Raw genomic sequence first — 19,914 nt, 5'->3', positions numbered from 1 at the left:
ATTATTCGTCTTTGAATTTTGGGTTATCTTTCAGAAAATGGAACACTACTTCCCAGTCTCCCTTTTTGTATATGGCGAAATCTATCCCAAAGCTTGCCACTACCCGGGCACCCCCAAAACCAATTCTTGAATACCTGAATTCGGCATGGTCACGGGTAGCTCCCGGTGCATATATGGTAGGTATTTCAACTAATGGAATTGGATAGGCAACATCATACTGCACATAGGTTGTTGTTTTTTGGATATTAAAACCGTGTACAATTTTGTCCCAGGCTGTTTCATTAAATAAAGCAGGATTCATTTCTACCGAATCTTTATTTAAAAACTTAAATCGCAGTGAATTGCCGGTGCCCCCGGTAAAGGGCCTGATATAAACTATTACATCCTTCTTATCGTCATTGCTTTCAAGAGGAATATCGGTAGTTGCACCAATAACACCGTTTAAAAAAGGCCTTATATAATTCCGGCTTAAAGGATTATAAGGTGTTTTGGGATGAGGCGCAGGACCGCCCGAATAAATATTAAAATCATCAGAGGGCTCATAAGGACGCTCGCGGAAGGGGCGTATTTGAAAATCCCTGATAACGGTATGACCGCCACTGTTGCTGATCTTTAAATCAAAAAAACGGGTATCCTGCGGAAAATTGGTGCTGTCTGTCGGCCGGGGTTTGATCAGGTCATTTGTAGAAGAAGCCCACAAAATGAACTCGCCTGATGAGCGCACTTCAAATAGCGGGTGCTCTTCCAGCTTTCTCTTGGCCTCAATTTCGGCAATACTTTTCTCCTGCCCGGTATAAGGGGCTGTCCAAACGTAGGTTGATTTTTTCTGGAAAAGATCTGTTACGGGTTTTCCATCGCCAAGCCTGGCATTAATAATTTCAAACTTTATAGGCTGTGTTGAATTATCGCCATTAAAGCCCCCCATTAGTGTAGTACGACCAATGATTGGTTCAAATATTTTATTGCTGAAATTTATATTTGAACTTAAATAGTCTTTCTCATCCGGAAGATTGAATATCTTTTTACAACTGCTCAATGCAGCTATAGCAAACAAGAAGAAAATAAACTCTTTTTTGATATATGTTCGCATCTGTTTATGATTAATGGCATTAAATTTTTGAAGTGTCATGGCTTATTTAATTTTGTTTATTGACCACTCAGCCAATTGGAAAAGACCTCCATCCCTGAGTTCGGTAATATCAATCCGGTAAAATTTATAAGCTGCCGTATTAGGGCATCTGAAAACTTTCGTCTGGTATCTTTCCTCAAAAAAGAAATTGCTGCGCCTATCCAGTTCAACCCAGGTTTTTCCATCGTTTGAGCCTTCATAGGTCCAGGCACGCGGATCTCTTTCGGGCGCGTCATTTGCAGATGTAAGCGTGTACACACCAGATGCCGCCGGTGTATTCAGTTCAAACTGAATCCATAACCTACCCTGAAGCTCGGCCAAAAATTTAGTGTGATCGTCGCCATCTATCACCTTTTTAGATCCTTCGCCATTATCTGCACCTCCATTATTATCTCTTAATACAGATAGCTTACCCCCTATTATTGATATTAAATTTGGTGGCGGCGGAATAAATGTGAGGCGGGGCACAAACTCATCAAAGCCAAAAATATGATCGGCGCTTACCACGTGGACTACACCATTTTTGGTTATGATATTATTTGAACCGGTTGTTGTGGTTGACCAAAACCGGATAAATTTGCTCCGTTTGGTATTACTGAATTCGATCACTTCCGGACCTCCATCAACCAAACCGGATGAAGATGCCCTGGTAACTTTACCGTGCATAGGATAGCCAAATCTTACGCTTGATAAATCGAGCCCATCCTGTAATGTTAATGAATCAGTAGTGCGTCTTCCCCTCATGATATAGTATGCTGCCATTGTATCCAGCTGCACACCATCAATATTTGATAGAAAAAGCGGGTCTTTATCACCTTGCCTTCTTAAAGTATTAAGGTTGTTAATGGCTAGTTGAAAGCTTGGGTTGGTTACCGCAAACAAGGTTACATTGCTATCCATTAATGTTTGCTTTAGGCCCATCCTGTCAATTACGGCAAGTAGCGAGTCATACACACCCGGTTTACTTTTTAAATATTCATAGGTGTTACCGGTAAACTGTGGATTATTGGTTACGGTACTATGATATCCACCATCTTTTTTTGTGCAGGCAGACAGGAACAGTGCTATAACTATTGATAGTTTTAAAGCACTCATATATCTTTTTAAATTTTTCATATATGGTCTGGTTACTTCCAAAATGGATTTTGAGTTAATAAGTTGTTTTGTGAAATAAGCTTGCGGGATACCGGCCAGTAAATACCCTGGGAGTTGATGAGGGCTAAAAAAGCAGGATTGTTTTGTTTGATCTTATTATATCTTACCAGGTCATACCACCGTTGGCCTTCGCCCAACAATTCGCGGTGCCGCTCCTCAAATATCAGATCAATCAATTCATTGCTATTGATACTAAAACTGGTTATCCCTCTGCGCACCATTACATTAATTACTTCATTTAAAGCGCCGTTTTGATCACCCAAAACAGCTAATGCTTCGGCACGTAATAAAACAACATCTTCAAGCCGCGTAAAAATCAGCGCGCTGGTAAAATATCTGAAGGTAGGGTCGGTAGTGCCACCCATTATAACTTTTATCTTACTGAATATGGGGTACTTACCATTAATATTGGTGAAATATCTTTCGGACCGGGGCCGCCCAAGCGTATCTATACTAAAGCGCTCATCATTGGGTTGATTAAATATCTTTATGATCGAGTCCTTTGGCATGTAGATATCCGGAACCTTTTTGTTTAAAACAGGCTCAGCTAAGGTTAACTCTTCTATATGGCCCGTTCCGGAACCATCAATATGCCCCCAATCAGAGTTAAAACCAAACATCTGGCTGGTATTTTTATTAAAAAAGAATCCGTTTGATTTGGTAAGGTCTTCTGTGCTTTGATATCCAATATTGCTTTTACCATAGTTGTCCTCAACAAATTTGGTATAGGTAGCAACATCTGTGTAATTACCCTGCCAGGCTGCTAAATGAGCAAGTACAGCATAGGCCGAATTTTTTGTTACTAAAGCTCCTCCCCACCTGGTAATGTCTTCGTTATAATAATTTCCAGGTTGCTGGATATCTCCACCGCTATAAATAAACGGCAGGTCTGTAGCAGCTTTAAGCATTTCCTGCTGTGCCCAAACTAATACTTTAGCCTGGCTTTCGCGGGGTTTGTTTTCAAACTGGCCATCATGTGAGGTTACAATAAACGGCACATCACCCCATATCCTAACCATGTAGAAGTATGCAAAAGCTCTTAAAAAACGAGCCTGTGCAACATCAACTATCATGTTATTTTCTGTGTAACGTTTGTCGGCAGCTTTTACATCGCCAACACGTTCCAGGAAAATATTTGCAGCATTAACTATGGCATAAAAGCGGGTCCAGTCAGACAGGGCTTCTATTGTTGGATACGATGCGTTTAATTTGTTGCCGGCAATAGCTTTAAGATCGGGTCTGTTTGGGCTGATAAATTCACCTGTGCGCACATCGCCATATAGCCAGTGTCCGTCGTTATCAGACAAAGCGGCGCGTGTAAGTGCGTAAACACCCAATAGGCCGGCGCGTGTATCTTCCAGCTTATTCCACATGTTTTTTTCACCAACCACTCTAACAGAATCTATATCCAATGTTTTGTTGCAACCTGTTAGGGCAGCAAAAAACAGCAGTGTGATATATAATGTCTTTTTCATTTTTGTAATAAGGTTTTTGTGATACGTTTTTCCATACTATAATTCCATTTTAACCCCTAATGTGTAGGTTCTGGGTATCGGCAGTCCGTAGCCAGTGTCATAACCATTATAGTTTACCAGTTCAGGATCCTGACCTGTATAAGGAGTTATGGTAAATACATTATTTACTGATGCATACACATAAAACCGGGTTATACTAATATTTCTCTTATGCAGCGCTTTGGTAAGATCGTATCCTACTGAAACCGTTCTTAATTTCAGGAAAGAGGCATTTTCAAGAAACAGATTCTGATCAACACGGTATGGAATTACCGTACTCCATGGGTTATACAATGGATATTTACTATAATCTCCCCGTTTTTCCCAATAAGTGATCTCCTTAACAGAGTTAACATCACTGTTCCCTTCCCTGTTAATAAAATCAAATCTGTTAGCCATTTCCTGGTTAATCAGGTCGCGGCCAAGATTGAAATATAGATTCAGGTTTAAGTTCCAGTTGCCGTATCTGAAATTATTATCAAAACCACCCGACATTTTGGGCAATGAATGCCCTGTTAATACCTTATCGTTATTATCAATAACATTATCGCCATTCAAATCCCGCCATTTAGGGTCGCCGGCCTGTAAAGGAATCCCGTTATATTTAAGCGGCTGCCCGTTTACAACAGGTATCTGGCTGTTTGATGTGTAAATGCCATCATTTACTAAAAGCCAATATTGATCAACAGGATGGCCTACTTTTAAAAGTTTGTCGCCAACTATAATTTCATTTAGTCCCCTTGGCAAGGCTTTTAATTTATTAGTGTTGTGGTTTAGGTTTAAAGATGATGTCCAGCCAAAGTTTTTATGATTGATCACATTAGCCGTTATGGAAACATCAATACCACTGTTATTTACAGCCATACCACTTTCAATAGATTGGGTATAACCGTATTCGGCATAGGCAGGGATGCCAATAAGCTGGTTCTTTTCTTCTTTTTTATACCAATCAATTGAAAGGTGTAAACGATTTTTGAGCAAACCGGCATCTAAACCCAGGTTAAGCTGATCTGAGTATGACCATGGAATACCGTAGCCTACCCATCCGGTTAAATAAGGCCTTGTTAATACACCAAATGCATTATAACCGGGTACAGTTAAATTACCAGTATACCCTACCGATGCGGTATACTGTGGCCCTTGTGCATAATTATCATACGCATTTAAACGCCCCAACCGCCCAACGCTTGCACGCAACAACAGATCATTAATGGTTGTATTATCTTTCAGTAGCTCTTTTTTAACATTCCATGCGGCAGAAATTACCGGCGAATAAAACCATCTGCTGGTTGGCTGAGCGTTTGAAGAACCATCGGCGCGTAATGTGGCCGATAACAGATATTTCTCTTTGAATGTATAATCGGCCTTTGCATAAAACGATACCAGGTTATCCCGGGTTTTATCAAGGAAGCGATAGGTTAACTCGCGCGGAAAAGCAACCGGAGTTAAATAATTAGGATCTTTAGGATCTGAATTTAACAGGTTTATCTTAATGAAATCATTTACGCCTTTATAAGCATACGCGTTACTATATTTATAGGTATTCCATTGGGTTGATTGCCCAACTTCAAAATGAAAATCATTTACTTCGTTTAATTTGAAAGCATACGTTGCTTTATTATCCAACATTAACCTTTGACTAAAGCCAAAGTAGTTTGATGCATAACTATTCCCCTGTAAAAGCGTACGTGCGTAAAAAACATCACGATAACCTTCATTATAATCAACACCAAATGTGGTGCTGAAATTGAATTTGCCAAACTGGATACCAACCCTGGCATAACCATCAATGATGTTGGTTTTGTTATTATCAAACCCTTTATTGTATTGGGTTAGATAATTGGCATAATAATCTTTATTGGGCGGTAAAGGGGCACTCAGATCAGGAAAGTAATTGATCTGCGCAAACCTGTCCCGCAAGTTTTTATTCCGGGTTCTATCTAACCGGTTAGCATTTACCATTGTTGAAAACATGAGCCATTTTACCGGCTTCATATTGATGTTAAACATGGCGCTGTAACGATTTAGTCCTACGCCATCAGCAACGCCATCATTCTTGATATTGCCCAAAGAAAAGCGAAAATTTGCCCTGTCTGTTCCCCCGGAGATACCGAAGTTAATGCCGTAAACTAAAGCATTACGGTAATAGAGGTCGCTCCAGTCAGCTTTTCCGCTGTACACATTGTTTAATGAATCGCTTAAGTAGATAGGGTAATTTTCATCATCAGAATACCGGCCATTGGTAGTATACAGATCATAAAACCGTTGCCTGAAAGCATTTTCGTACTTACCGTTTATAGTAGTTACATGCGGGCGCTGCGCTAATCCAATATAGGAATCAAAGGTTATACTCCTTGATGCACCCGGCGTTTTTGAGGTTAAAACAATAACGCCATTTACAGCCCGCGGACCATAAACTGCGCTTGCAGCCAAATCCTTCAATACCTCTACCGAAGCAATATTGTTCATATCAATACCCGCAAATATGTTGGTAGCAGGTCCTATCCTGTTAAAATCATATTGCTGTATATCAAATGCAAAAGGATGTTCTGTTACTAACGGAATACCATCCAATACCACAAGAGGCTGCGATTGGTAAACATCCCTGGCAGATAGCAAAGGCATAGGCGCGCCCCTGATAAACATATTTTGCACGGTACCAGGCTCGCCAGATGGCTCCTGTACATATAAACCGGCAAATTGCCCTTTTAAAAGTTGTTGTAATGAAGCTGCAGGGAATAAGGATAGTTCGAAAGGTTTTTTAGTAACGCTATCAGCTAAAGAATTGTAGATAGTGTGCTTTTTTATAAAATTGGCACTATCCCTTAATAAAGAATCTTTTACTGTTGTATCACGACGAACAGTAGTATCTTTATTAAAAACAACATAGTTGATTTTGCCCCTCTCTCCCCTATTACCTTTAGCTAAACAAGTAAGTGCATTTGTAGTAATTGCGGTAAAAACCACAAAGCACAGCCATAAGTATCGCATAATTAATGGATAATTTGATTAATGAAATAAAAATTGAGTTGGAAAGAATTATACTTTCACGAAGACAGCATGCTATTTATTAAGCATGTGAAGCATTTTCCAAAAAGGGTGATGTTGAGTAAAGTTTGTGATCATAGGTTTTAATTTAATTAATAAACAAGCAGGAATTCATTTTTAAGGGTTTGTCATAAACAAACTAAATCAGTGAAACTGTTTTGGGGGGATTGCCGTTCTCCGGGCAAATAATAATGGCGCATAGCAGCATAGGCCATAGCTTTAGGCTTTTTAATTTTCATAGGTGTGGTTATACTTTGGTTATCAAACAAATCACCCTGAATAACAGATGATTTGCATTATTATAATTGTGAAATAAAAGTAGATTAAAAACCAATATAATGCTTATGCTTATGTTAAGTTGATATGTTTTGACGAAAAGTTGATACGATTTGTAGTATTTTTATTATTTTCAGATATAATAATATTAAAATCACTGTATTTATCGATTAATTACAGTGATGCAGGAGCAATCTTATATTTTATAAGACATTATATCCCATTCAGTTCTGCGTACAAAACTGAATGGGAATCGGAAAATCTACTTTTAATAACAGTACAGGTTTAAGGTAAAGCATAGACGAGCATTTTGTAATCGCATCATCTTGCTTTTCACTTACAGCACAGGCATAACCAAAACCGGCTATGCTGTGCTATCGTATTTTATGGTGAAAGGAATAATTAATGCTTCTAGCGCGGGTATTTACCTTTGAAAATGGTAGTTGCCGCCTTTAACCGAAAACTTTTTATAAGTTTTACCATGAGCATCTGGCACAAACACATCTGCTGTTGTATTTTGAGGGATTGTAACTACCATATCCAGTTTGTCACCGTCTATCGTCCACTTGCTGTGGATAGTGCCATAACTACAATCGTAGCTGCCTTCGGCCCATTGTAGCCCTCCTCCTATGGCCGGCTTAATAGTTATTTTTTTATACCCCGGTTCGGCAGCCTGGATACCCGCTATATTTTGATACATCCAATCGCCAATGGCGCCATAGGCATAATGATTGTAAGAGTTCATGGATGATTCTTCAAAACTGCCATCAGTTTTAATGCCATCCCATCTTTCCCAAATGGTTGTAGCACCCGCCTTTATAGGGTATAGCCATGATGGATAGGTATCCTGCAATAACAGCTTATAAGCCACATCAGTATGGCCAAACCTACTCAAGGCATCACAAAGGTACGGGGTACCCAAAAAACCTGTTGTGAGGTGATAGTTGTATTGCTTTATATTTTTAACCAGCCGTTCGGCAGCCTGTTGCCTTAAGTTTACGGGCAGCATATCAAACTCCAGCGCCAATACGTAGGCCGTTTGCGTATCAGATGATATTAATCCGTTTGGTGTTACATATTCCTTTATAAAAGCGCTCTTGATCTTTTGCAATAATTGAGTGTAATATTGCTCATCCGCTTTTTTGTTGAGAATTTTGGCACAGTTAATCAAAATTTGAGTTGAATGCGCATAGAAACATTGCGCTATGAGATATTTATTGGTGATTGCCGAAGCTCCGTCCCTGTCGTCGTTTACGCTATAAAACAACCAGTCACCAAAATGATTGCCCGATACCCATAGGTTGTTCGTGGTTTGTTTTTGTATAAAACCCACCCATGCCTTCATGCTTGCAAACTGATTTTCTAAAATTTGACTATCACCATAAGCGAGATACATGTTCCATGGTACAATAGTAGATACATCGCCCCAGCCAGAACTTCCTCCAACTTCGTTATTGCCATTGGTAAAAACATCAGGGATTATATAAGGAATACTACCGCTGGCATACTGATCAGCGGCTACATCTTTAAGCCATTTACTGAAGAAGTTATGAACATCCATATTAAATGCGGCAGTGTGCGAGAATACCTGCGCATCACCGGTCCAGCCCAGTCGCTCGTCGCGCTGCGGGCAATCTGTAGGCACATCCAGGAAATTTCCTTTTTGCCCCCATTGTATGTTATGCTGTAATTGGTTAAGCAATGGGTTTGAGCAGGAAAAACTGCCCGTGCCCCTCATATTTGAATATATAGTTACAGCAGTAAAATCAGCCGGATTTAGCTCGCCCTTAACACCTTCTACTTTAATATATCTGAAACCCTGCCAGGTAAACTGGGGCTCAAAAACATGTTTGGCGGTATCTTTTAAAATATAAATATTCTGTGCCTTTGCCGACCGCAAATTTTCGGTGTAAAAATTACCGGCCTTATCCAGCACCTCGGCATGTGATATTTTAATGGAATCCCCTGCCTTGCCCTTTGCTGATACGCTTACCCAGCCTACCAGGTTTTGCCCAAAGTCGATTATTTTTTCACCTTTGGGGGTTACTAAAATTTTAACGGGTTTAAAAGTTTCATGTTTAGTTACCGGCTCATTATAAGTTGCTACAAGATTATTTTTAGGCAACGACAGCACTTTTACCGGCTGCCAGCCTGCATCATTAAAACTGCTTGTTAACCAGCCCTGTTGCTCCCGCCTTGTATCAACGATGCAGCCGTCATAGATTTCAGCAAATCTCAGCGCTCCTGTTGACGACTTCCAATTCTCATCAGAAACAATGAGCTTTTCAGAACCATCGCTATAAGTTATTTTTATTTGCAGCAAAAGCGCCAAATCTTTACCGTAAAAATCCGGTCTTGGATTATATGGCCCCAGAGGACTTCTGTACCAGCCACTTCCTAATGTAACGCCTATTGTATTTTCCCCACCCTTTAAAAGGTCTGTAACATCATAAGCCTGGTACTGTAATCTTTTGTTGTAGCTTGTCCAGCCCGGCGTAAGAAAAGCGTTGCCTACTTTATGCCCATTTATTTTTGCTTCATAAAATCCGCGGGATGTGATATAAGCTGTAGCGGTAAGTACGCTTTTGTCCAATGAAAAATTTGTTCTGAGTAAAGGCGCCGGACCATTAAACACGTCCTTTTCGCTGGTGCCAATCCATTTTGCCTGCCAGTCTGCCGGCGATAAAAGGGTCATTTTCCAAAAGGATAGCTGGCTCCACGCTGAAGTTTTCCCATAACTATCCCATACCCTAACCTTCCAGAAATATTTTCGTGCTGATTTCAACAAGCCACCTTTGTAAGGCACGTATAAGGATTGTGCAGACAGCACCTTGCCGCTTGTCCACATACGCAAAACCTTAGCGCCTGTAACATCCGTTGAATCTACCTCAATTTCATAAGCCTGCTGCAGAACAGGTTTGCCACTCTTTTCAGATACTTGCCAGCTAAAACGAGGGCTGGGACTATCAATATTGGTTGGTTCTTTTAAATTTTCTGTCAGAAGGTTTATCACGGTAACCTGTGCTGTAGCAATTTTGCATACAGAGAAAAAGCATAGGATTGAAAGCAGGATCCTCATAAATTTATCAATGTGTTTACTGGTTATACTTGTAATGCCTTTAGGGCATCTATAATTTAAAAACAACCTCAATCAGAGGGGAGGGTTTTGAATAAACCCAACCAAAATTTTAAAACGAATATCTATTAAAAATTAATGTCTATCTAACATATATTCATTTAAAACTGATTTAACAAGCAAAACATTTAACTGACCGCTTTCAATTAATTGATATGCTCATGTTTATTGGTAATTAGTTAACCAAACATAGGCAATCATCAAATATTATTTTTTAATAAATAGGAATATTATTTACCTTTTTTGATATAAAGGCAAGTACTAAGAAAATTTCCGTCCCCTCAGGGTCTCTCCAATGCTATTAAGTTAGGAGAGTGATGGGGTGCTCCAGAGGAGCAAAAGCTTTGTAGAAAAACATAAATAAATTGTCTTTTGCGTGCCATAGGTACGCTACCTAAGGTTCCGTACCTCTGGCACGGAGCTTCATTTTTGCTTTTTTGCTACAAAGCTATCCCCCCGCTGGGGGAGAAACTCATTAACTTAATAGCATTGAGGGTCTCTCCAAAGGAGAACCCTGGGACCATCCAGGTCAAATATACCTGGTATATACTTAGCAAGCGGCCTCAGAATCCCTTTTCAATGAGGACCCTGAGGCAACAGGAACTTAAAGTAAAATTACAAACCGTTAAAAAGCTCATTAGCCAAATAAACTTTAAAATCTTTAATTCTTCCGGTTTCCATATCCTGGCGTGGCAGCATTTTAATACCGCTTATGGTTGTTTTACTTCCCAGGTCAATAACTATTTGGTGAGGGTGTTTAGTAGCGTTATCCTTCCATTGGCTATGCCAGATACTGGTATACTGCAAATCGAACACGTTTTCTGATTTACCATCCTCCCCTTTCAATTCTTCGCTATCAGCATACACCACTTTCCATAAACTGCGAGGAATTTGTTTTCCATTCTCGTCAAGCAATTCAAGTTCTGCCAATGCAGTAAATTGGTCGCCCATAAAGTTATTCATTGCTTCAAGGGCAAGGTATCGTCCACTTTTTAAGGGGAATGTAAACGTTTGCCATTTAGCGGTGTTTTCCATTGCCCCGGTATATAACAAGCTACTCAAATTATTGCCAAATTTTTGCCCGGCTTTGCGATGGTTACTGCTGATGGCCTCTATTGCTGTAAGGCTATCAAGAATAGGTTTATCCAGGCCTTGCAGGCGGGTGGCGAACGGGCGGTGCATATCCAGTATAACTATTTCATTCTTCCCTTTATTTAGCCATACCCCTGGTACATACATGGTTTGGGTTGGCCCAATGTTCCAGTAACGGCCAAGGCAATGTCCATTTATCCAGGCCACTCCTTTTTTAAACCAGCGCATATCCAGATAAAAATCACTGTTGCTTTTTACATTAAAATATCCTTTATAAAAGGCTGGCTCGTTCAGTTTGGGTACTGCGCGAATAGCCTTGTATTTAAACGCCGGATTGCCTTCACCCAATGGTATTGAATAATGTTTCCAGCCTTTTAACATAACCTTTTGCGCTCCCGCTATACTATAAACTTCGCCCTGTAAACCTTTGCGATCGTGCAGGTAATAGCCATAGTTAACCCGCCCCATGGCTTCAACAAAAACCCTAAGCCTGGCGCCCTTAGGTAGTGCAGGAATTTCAATAATATGATCATTCTTCATCCTGTTTAATACACCGATGAGTTTATTATCGATAAACACTTCCGCGTAGTCATGTACTTCGGTAAAATCCAGCTTGCTTTTTGTACCAGCCGGCAAGGTTGTTTCATAAACCATCATCCCATAGCCCTGGTTCAGGTCTTCCATATACAGCGTGGTATCACTTAGCACAGGCTTTTTCAATTGCTCCATTATCGGGGCTACCATAGTAAGGTTAAAAGGAGCGATTTTTTGTACAGGTATTGCGGCAGGTACATCTGTTAATACTTCGCCTGGTTGAAGATATTTTTTAAGCGTATTGCGCAACTCATCATACTTAGCCGTTTCAGAACCATTTTCGCTGATAGGAGCATCATAATCATAACTTGATGTTTCGGGGGCGTATGGCTGGCAATTAGCCCCTGCCCATAAGCCGAACGATGTGCCGCCATGTATCATGTATATGCTAAAAGAAGCCTTATGATCAAGCATCCAGCCAAGTTCTTTTATAAGATGATCATTTGAGCCGGTATGATGCGGCCCGCCCCAGCTGTCAAACCAGCCCGGATAGTACTCCCCGCACATTAGTGGCCCCGTGGCCTGAACTTCGCGCAGGGCTTTAAAACCAGCTTCGGGATTGTTGCCAAAGTTCACTACCGCAAAAATAGACTTCTGTACATCATTCTTTAGTTGAACGGTGCCATCGCAAGTAAACAGGGGAACGGTAAAGCCTGCTTCTTTTAAACGATCCCGTATTTTTAAAACATATGCTTTATCTGCACCGTAGCTACCATATTCATTTTCAACCTGCACCATTAATATGGGCCCGCCATTAGTTATTTGCAAAGGGCTTAAAACACGACCAACTTCTTTTAAATATTGACGGCAACGTTCCATATAATAAGGGTCCTGGGTGCGTAATTGAATGTCTTTCTTTTTTAACAACCACCAGGGCAAACCACCAAATTCCCATTCGGCACATGAATATGGGCCTGGTCGCAACAATACATATAAGCCTTCTTCCTGCGCTATTTTACAAAACTCAGCTGCATCGGCCTGCCCTTCCCAAGTAAATTTACCAGGGGTTGTTTCATGAAAATTCCAAAACAGGTAAGCGCAAACTGTATTTAAACCAACTGCTTTCGCCATTTTTAACCGGTGCCTCCAATACGCTTTGGGTATGCGGGCAAAATGCATTTCCCCGCAACGAATAACATAGGGTTTCCCGTTTAAAATAAATGATTCTGTGCCAATTTTAAATGGTTCGTTTATTTCCTGCTGACTAAAAGCAGGTTTGGAACTTAGCACGCATATTAAAAGAAGCAGTTTAATAATACTTTTTTTCATTAAAAATCAATTTTGAGCTGTGTTACTAAATAATTATCAAAAACCGGTTAATCCTTTTTTAACTGCAACGTTATCACAAATGGCTGGGTAAACTTTGCATCCCCTAAATGCAGGTAATATTCATTTCCGTACGTTTTCTCGATACGGAATTTCTGATGATTATCGGTTAAAAGAGAGTTATCTGCAATTGTGGTTTTTTCGGGAAGTTTTAACTTTAAAGCTTTGGAGGTTGGTATATTGAAAACGATCATATAAAGCTTGTCATCACCGGGCTTTTGTGTAAAATAGCCCCAATCCTGTTTATCGAGGCCCGCATTATCACATCCATATATTGCCTTTCCGTTAGCTTGCATCCATGTGCCAACCTCTTTAGCCAAATTTTGCTCATAGGTACGTATGGTACCATCGGGCTGGGGGCCAAAATTGAGCACGAAATTACCGCCCATAGAGGTACAGGTTGCAAGCATCTCCTGTATTTCATATGGAGTTTTGGTGTGGCCCTCCCATATTTTATGGTATCCCCATTGATTTTCGGGAACGGTCATGCAAGCCTCCCAATCAAAATCCAACTTTTTTACGTTGGATGGTAAACGGCGCTCAAAACTGCCGTCAAAATCACCAAAATGCCGCCCCTTATAATCATGATCTACATGCCCCTGCGCGTCTGTACGAATGCGATTATTTAGGATGATACCCGGTTTTAATGCCCTGCAATATTGCTCCAGCTCATAACCCATTTTATAGTTTTTTTTGTAGGATGCTTCCCACTGCCCGTCAAACCAAAAACCTTTAATATCGGGGTAAGTGCTTATCAACTCTTTGAGCTAATTTTTAACGAATGCAAAATACCGTTCAAAAGCTTTTTGGTCGTCTTCAGATTGTATAACAGAACGATAATCGGGATGATGCCAGTCAAGAATAGAATAATAAAAATAAACATCGATACCCTCCTTTTGGTAGGCCTTTACAAAAGGCATCAACAGATCTTTTTTATAAGGCGTTGATGCGACAGAAAAATTTGTAAAATTACTGGGCCACAAGCAAAATCCTTCGTGGTGCTTGGTAGTAATGATAACATACTTTACCCCCATGCTTTTAGCCATATGCGCCCATTCTGTTGGGTTATATTTTTGAGGATTAAACTGGTGAATAATTTCTGCATACTCTGCAGATGAAATGCCGGCATCCACTTTTAACCATTCGGCGGAAGTAGGATAATCTTTACCTTTCCATTGGCCGCCGGTAACAGCATACAATCCCCAATGAATAAACTGACCGAAACGATTTTCGCGCCATTTTTGCATTGCTGAATCAGGGCGCTTACTTAATATGGTAGCCCCCATTAATGAATCGGCAGGGGAAATTGTTTGCGCAAACGAAAACGTATTTACCGCTATACAAACAATAAGGGTGATTATAATTTTCTTCATTTTTTTAAGACGAAAGCATTGCAATAGGAGCCATATTTATGAAATATCCCCCTTGTTAATTACAATGGTAGTAAAATAATAATCGAAAAAAATAGTGGAAAATTACGCAACCGGTTGCGTAGGATATATCAAACGTTTGCGTAAGTTTTATGCTGCCAGGGCATGGGCAGGCACATTATATTTCCATTAATTTTTAGTTAGTTTCGGAAATATTAACAGAAAAAACCGATACATTTTTTATGCGAAAACTAACTTACCTGCTTATTTTATTACTACCGTTACAGCTTTTTGCCCAACAGTTTGATCCTGTAAAAGCATTGGTTAAAAGGCGCGCTCCCTGGTTAAGCGATCATGTTATTTTCAAATCTTTAAAAAGCAACAGCCCCGAAATAGTTGAACTGCAAACCATAAAAAACAAACTGGTTATCAGTGCCTCCGGAGCTAACGCAGCAGCCGTTGGAGTAAACTGGTATTTAAAATATTATTGCCATCGTTCCATGTCGCACATGGGCGATAACCTGTCGCCGGTATTCCCAATCCCGGTTGTTAGCAAAAAAGCAACGGTGCAGGCAGAGGCTAAGTATCGTTATGCATTAAATTACTGTACTTATAATTATACGATGAGTTTTTATAGCTGGCCAGACTGGGAACGCGAACTGGACTGGATGGCCCTGAACGGGGTTAACACCATGCTTACCGTTGAAGGTATGGAAGCAGTGTGGCAAAACACCCTGCGGAAGATAGGATACACCGAAAATGAAATTAACAATTTTATAGTAGGCCCGGCTTACACCGCGTGGTGGCTTATGGGTAATATTGAAGGCTGGGGAGGCGCAATGCCTCAAAGCCAGATTGACAACCGGAAACTGATTCAACAAAAAATGATAAAACGAATGAAGGAGCTGGGCATAGAACCTGTATTGCAGGGTTTTTATGGGATGGTTCCAAGTTCGTTAAAAAATAAGAGCAAAGCGCATATCATTGACCAGGGTACCTGGGGGGCTTTTAAAAGGCCCGATATACTTGACCCTACTGATCCTGAATTTAGCCGGATAGCGGGCATCTATTACAGCGAAATGCAAGCATTATATGGTAAAAACATTCACTTTTTTGCAGGCGACCCTTTTCATGAGGGAGGTAAAACTGATGGTGTTGATTTGAAAAAAGCGGGAACTGCCATACAGGCATCAATGCAAAATTACTATCCGGGCTCCACCTGGGTATTGCAGGGCTGGCAGGACAATCCAAAACAGGGCATGCTTGATGGTCTTGATAAATCAAAAATATTGGTACAGGAGCTTTTTGGTGAATTTACAAACAACTGGGAAAAACGTAAAGCCTATGATAACACCCCCTTTATATGGTGTAGCGTTAACAATTTTGGCGAACGCCCTGGTGTTTATGGAAAATTACAACGCTTTGCCGATGAAATAGACAGGGCCCGGAAAAGCACCTACAGTAATTACCTTAAAGGTGTAGGCATCATGCCCGAAGGTATTAACAACAACCCTCCCGATTATGATCTGATGCTTGAACTGGGTTGGCGCAAAAACCACGTAGATACCCGGGATTGGATTGATAAATATGCCCAATATCGTTATGGTAAAAGTAACGTGCATACCAGTAATGGCTGGCAGGGCTTTTTACAAACAATTTATCAAAGCCTTCCCGGCTACCAGGAAGGTGCGGGCGAATCTATCTTTTGTGCAAGGCCTGCGCTTAAAATTAAATCAACATCAAGCTGGGGTACGCTTACCCGTAATTATGATACTGTAAAGTTTGAAAACGCCGTAAAGGAATTTGCTAAAGCCTCCCCCGCGCTCATTAATTCGGCTACTTATAAAATAGACCTCATCAACATGGTTAGGCAGGTGCTGGCCAATAAAGGAACCATTGTTTTTAATGAGCTGGTAATGGCAAACAACAATAAGGATCTGCAGGCTTTCAACAAGGCAAGCGGAAAGTTTTTGAACATGATAAAGTTAACAGATGATCTTTTGAACACCGATCATTACTTCAGGCTCAATACTTATATTAAACAATCCATAGATAACGGAAATACTGCAGAAGAAAAGGCAAATAATTTAAAAAACCTTTTAATGCAGATTACCTATTGGGGAGAAAACGTACGTACGGAAGATAACCTGCATGAGTATGCCTATAAAGAATGGGCCGGCTTGATGGATAGTTATTACTTGCCCCGCTGGGAAATTTATTTTGATTACCTGCGCGGCAACCTTCAGGGCAAAAACACGCGCGAACCAGATTACTTTGCCTGGGAGCGGAACTGGGTGGAGCAAAACCAAAAGCTAAATCCCGAAAAACCACAAAGACCTTTACAGGAAGTTGTTGCCGAAATTTTATCAATGTAAAGTATCCTTACCCTTTTTTAATCCATATTAAATTCAAACTAAAGGTTCGCTATGCGTCAAATCAAAAAAGCAGTTTTAAGTACTTTATTAATTTTCCTGGCATTTTCTTCTTTATACGCTCAAAAAAAAATAGGCACAGAAACACCTGAACAAAAAGCGAAACGCATGGCCTGGTGGACTAATGACCGCTTTGGTATGTTTATCCATTGGGGGCTTTATTCGCAGGCGGCAAGGCATGAATGGGTAAAAAGATGGGAACGAATGACCAACGAACAATACCAGCCCTATTTTGATGAGTTTAACCCCGATTTGTTTAACCCAAAGGAATGGGCAAAGAAAGCTAAGGCAGCCGGAATGAAATATGCAGTGCTTACTACCAAACATCACGAAGGGTTTTGCTTATTTGATTCAAAATATACCGACTATAAGGCCACAAATACCGCCGCTAAAAGAGACCTTGTAAGAGAATTTGTAGACGCCTTTAGGGCCGAAGGCATAAAAATTGGTTTCTATTATTCGCTGCTGGATTGGCATCATCCGGATTTTACGGTTGATGTTTTACACCCGCTACAACCCGCAAGCGAAAAGGATGAGGATTACGACAAGTTAAACAAAGGCCGTGATATGGCACGCTATCGTACCTACATGCACAATCAGATTAAAGAACTGCTTAGCAATTACGGCAAAATTGACATGCTGTGGCTTGATTTTTCGTACCCTGACAATGGAAAACATGGCAAAGGCAGCAAAGACTGGGGATCTGTTGAATTAGTTAAAGAGATAAGAAAACTACAGCCCAATATTATAATTGATAATCGCCTTGATATAAACGAATACCAGGACGGATGGGATTACCTGACACCCGAACAGGTAAACTTAACAGAATGGACCAAGAAAAACGACTACAAAAACTATTGGGAAACCTGCCAAACATTTTCTGGCTCCTGGGGATATTTCCGCGACGAAAACAGTTGGAAAAGCACCAAACAGTTAATTACAATGCTTATAGAGGCTGTAAGCAAACGCGGTAACCTACTGTTGAATGTTGGCCCTACTGCCCGAGGTTTATTTGATAAACGAGCCAACGAAAGATTAGACGGCATAGCAGCCTGGATGAAATATAATAGCCGGTCGGTTTATGGATGTACCGAAGCGCCGGAAGCATTTAAGGCCCCGGATCATACCATGCTTACCTATAATGCAAATACCAAACGACTGTATGTTCATTTGTTAGATTATCCGGGCAAAACAATCACCTTACCCGATTATAAGGATAAGGTAAAATACATCCAGTTTTTGCACGATGCATCAGAGATACAACCGGATAGTAAATCAAAAGACTCGGGAAACGACCTGGTATTAAATCTTCCTGAAGCTAAACCTGATACCGAGATCCCGGTAATTGAGTTGATATTGAAATAAATTAACCACCAGCCATTACAACAATAAATTCCAATAAGTATATCATCATGATTCAAAAAATCATATTTGGCCTTTGCTTCCTGTGCTGTAGCCGCGTAGCGTTCGCGCAAAACGAACATGCAATGTCAACCACATACCAGGTACCTAAAGATTCCCTGGTACGGCAAAAACTTGTTCAATGGCAGGACCAAAAGTTTGGTTTGTTTATGCACTGGGGTACCTACAGCCAATGGGGAGTTGCAGAAAGCTGGACTATTTGCCCCGATGATTGGGTTACCCGTACCGGCCCGTATAGCGATGATTATTTTACCTATAAAAAAGCTTACGAAAACTTACAAACCACCTTTAACCCGGTTAACTTTAACCCAGAAAAATGGGCCAGGGCAGCCAAAGCTGCGGGCATGAATTACGTGGTATTTACCACCAAACACCATGATGGCTTTAGCATGTTTGATACCAAACAAACGGATTATAAGATTACAGACCCAAAAACACCTTTCTCAAAAAATCCACGAAGCAATGTCACCAAAGAAATATTTAACGCCTTTCGTAAAGATAATTTTATGATCGGGGCTTATTTCTCCAAACCGGATTGGCACAATCAAAACTATTGGTGGTCTTACTTCCCCCCAAAAGACCACAATGTTAATTATGACCCGGCACACTACCCCGAACGCTGGCAAAAATTTAAAGATTTTACCTATAATCAAATTGAAGAATTGATGACCGGTTATGGCAAGGTAGATATTTTATGGCTCGACGGCGGCTGGGTAAGGCCATCTCCTGAAAAGGGCAATGATCCGCAACACTATAACCAGGATCTTGATATGGCCAAAATAGCAAAAATGAGCCGCAGTTATCAACCCGGCCTCATTATGGTAGACCGTACAGTTACCGGCGAATTTGAAAACTATACCACGCCAGAACAAGAAGTACCGGATAAGCCCCTATCCTACCCATGGGAAACCTGCATGACCATTGGTAAGTACTGGAGCTATGTGCCTAATGATGAATTTAAGCCCAGCATTCAACTGGTGCAAACACTGATTAAAATAGTTTCACGGGGAGGTAATCTCCTGCTCAATATCGCCCCTGGGCCCGATGGCGACTGGAATCCCGAGGCCTATCAAAGATTACAGGATATTGCCGACTGGATGAAAATTAACAGCAAAGGCATCTATGGTACTGAGCCGGTTGCCCCTTACTCTGCCGGGAATATTTATTTCACTAAGGCAAAAAACCAAAAAACATTGTATGCCTTTTGGTTATCTGAAAAAGCGAGTGTTAATCTCCCCGCCAGCGTAAGTTTCCCTGTAAATAACATTAAACAGCTAAAAAAAGTAAGCCTGCTGGGCAGCACTCAAAAATTAAAATGGCAATATCAAAACGGTTTGTTAAGCATTCAAATACCCGATGCTTTACAAAAAAGCACTACCTTAAAGTATAGCGGAACATTTGAATTAGATTATTAACTTAA

The 19,914-nt window shown here is 40.6% G+C and carries 9 protein-coding genes and 1 pseudogene; 3 read left to right on the top strand and 7 right to left on the bottom strand.

Annotated elements, in window-relative coordinates; translation table 11 throughout:
• Position 1 precedes the first annotated feature (1 nt).
• The 7 genes and pseudogenes from AC1DYB_RS00180 to AC1DYB_RS00150 form a co-directional block, all read right to left on the bottom strand.
• The gene (locus AC1DYB_RS00180) at positions 2-1,129 is read right to left on the bottom strand and encodes a DUF5007 domain-containing protein (protein WP_477431377.1); all 1,128 of its coding nucleotides are present in this window, start codon (positions 1,127-1,129) and stop codon (positions 2-4) included.
• Positions 1,130-1,132: 3 nt separating this feature from the next.
• Positions 1,133-2,245 carry a discoidin domain-containing protein gene (locus AC1DYB_RS00175; protein ID WP_477391409.1) on the bottom strand — a complete coding sequence of 371 codons (1,113 nt, stop codon included), beginning with the start codon at positions 2,243-2,245 and terminating at the stop codon, positions 1,133-1,135.
• A gap of 11 nt (positions 2,246-2,256) precedes the next feature.
• A complete protein-coding gene (locus AC1DYB_RS00170; protein ID WP_477431375.1) occupies positions 2,257-3,759 on the bottom strand; it encodes a RagB/SusD family nutrient uptake outer membrane protein in 1,503 nt (500 codons plus the stop codon).
• 36 nt (positions 3,760-3,795) lie between these two features.
• Positions 3,796-6,789, bottom strand: a complete 2,994-nt coding sequence (locus AC1DYB_RS00165) for a SusC/RagA family TonB-linked outer membrane protein (protein WP_477431373.1) — start codon at positions 6,787-6,789, stop codon at positions 3,796-3,798.
• A gap of 757 nt (positions 6,790-7,546) precedes the next feature.
• Positions 7,547-10,201: a family 78 glycoside hydrolase catalytic domain gene (locus AC1DYB_RS00160; protein WP_477431371.1), complete on the bottom strand. Its 2,655-nt coding sequence runs from the start codon at positions 10,199-10,201 to the stop codon at positions 7,547-7,549.
• Positions 10,202-10,873: 672 nt separating this feature from the next.
• Positions 10,874-13,213, bottom strand: coding sequence for a beta-galactosidase (locus AC1DYB_RS00155; RefSeq protein ID WP_477431369.1), 2,340 nt, complete (start codon positions 13,211-13,213; stop codon positions 10,874-10,876).
• 47 nt (positions 13,214-13,260) lie between these two features.
• Positions 13,261-14,556, bottom strand: a pseudogene (locus AC1DYB_RS00150) (alpha-L-fucosidase).
• Positions 14,557-14,882: 326 nt separating this feature from the next.
• On the opposite strand from AC1DYB_RS00150, the gene AC1DYB_RS00145 reads away from it, so the two are divergent.
• The 3 genes from AC1DYB_RS00145 to AC1DYB_RS00135 are packed head-to-tail and all read left to right on the top strand — an operon-like array spanning position 14,883 to position 19,909.
• Positions 14,883-17,015 (top strand): alpha-N-acetylglucosaminidase, encoded by a 2,133-nt coding sequence (locus tag AC1DYB_RS00145; protein ID WP_477431367.1) that lies wholly within the window; start codon positions 14,883-14,885, stop codon positions 17,013-17,015.
• Positions 17,016-17,066: 51 nt separating this feature from the next.
• Entirely contained in the window at positions 17,067-18,437 is a 1,371-nt protein-coding gene (locus AC1DYB_RS00140) for an alpha-L-fucosidase (RefSeq protein WP_477431365.1), read from the top strand.
• Between the two features lie 47 nt (positions 18,438-18,484).
• Positions 18,485-19,909, top strand: coding sequence for an alpha-L-fucosidase (locus AC1DYB_RS00135; RefSeq protein WP_477431363.1), 1,425 nt, complete (start codon positions 18,485-18,487; stop codon positions 19,907-19,909).
• Positions 19,910-19,914: the final 5 nt, after the last annotated feature.

The organism is Mucilaginibacter sp. P2_A4, assembly GCF_056405015.1.
Note: the sequence above shows the minus strand (reverse complement) of the source record. Positions and strands in the feature narration are given on the sequence as shown.

Bases quoted from the DNA above. Each gene is read 5' to 3' on its own strand.
- AC1DYB_RS00170 (WP_477431375.1), bottom strand. From the start codon at position 3,759: ATGAAAAAGACATTATATATCACACTGCTGTTTTTTGCTGCCCTAACA.
- AC1DYB_RS00155 (WP_477431369.1), bottom strand. From the start codon at position 13,213: ATGAAAAAAAGTATTATTAAACTGCTTCTTTTAATATGCGTGCTAAGT.
- AC1DYB_RS00135 (WP_477431363.1), top strand. From the start codon at position 18,485: ATGATTCAAAAAATCATATTTGGCCTTTGCTTCCTGTGCTGTAGCCGC.
- AC1DYB_RS00145 (WP_477431367.1), top strand. From the start codon at position 14,883: ATGCGAAAACTAACTTACCTGCTTATTTTATTACTACCGTTACAGCTT.
- AC1DYB_RS00165 (WP_477431373.1), bottom strand. From the start codon at position 6,789: ATGCGATACTTATGGCTGTGCTTTGTGGTTTTTACCGCAATTACTACA.
- AC1DYB_RS00180 (WP_477431377.1), bottom strand. From the start codon at position 1,129: ATGACACTTCAAAAATTTAATGCCATTAATCATAAACAGATGCGAACA.
- AC1DYB_RS00175 (WP_477391409.1), bottom strand. From the start codon at position 2,245: ATGAAAAATTTAAAAAGATATATGAGTGCTTTAAAACTATCAATAGTT.
- AC1DYB_RS00140 (WP_477431365.1), top strand. From the start codon at position 17,067: ATGCGTCAAATCAAAAAAGCAGTTTTAAGTACTTTATTAATTTTCCTG.
- AC1DYB_RS00160 (WP_477431371.1), bottom strand. From the start codon at position 10,201: ATGAGGATCCTGCTTTCAATCCTATGCTTTTTCTCTGTATGCAAAATT.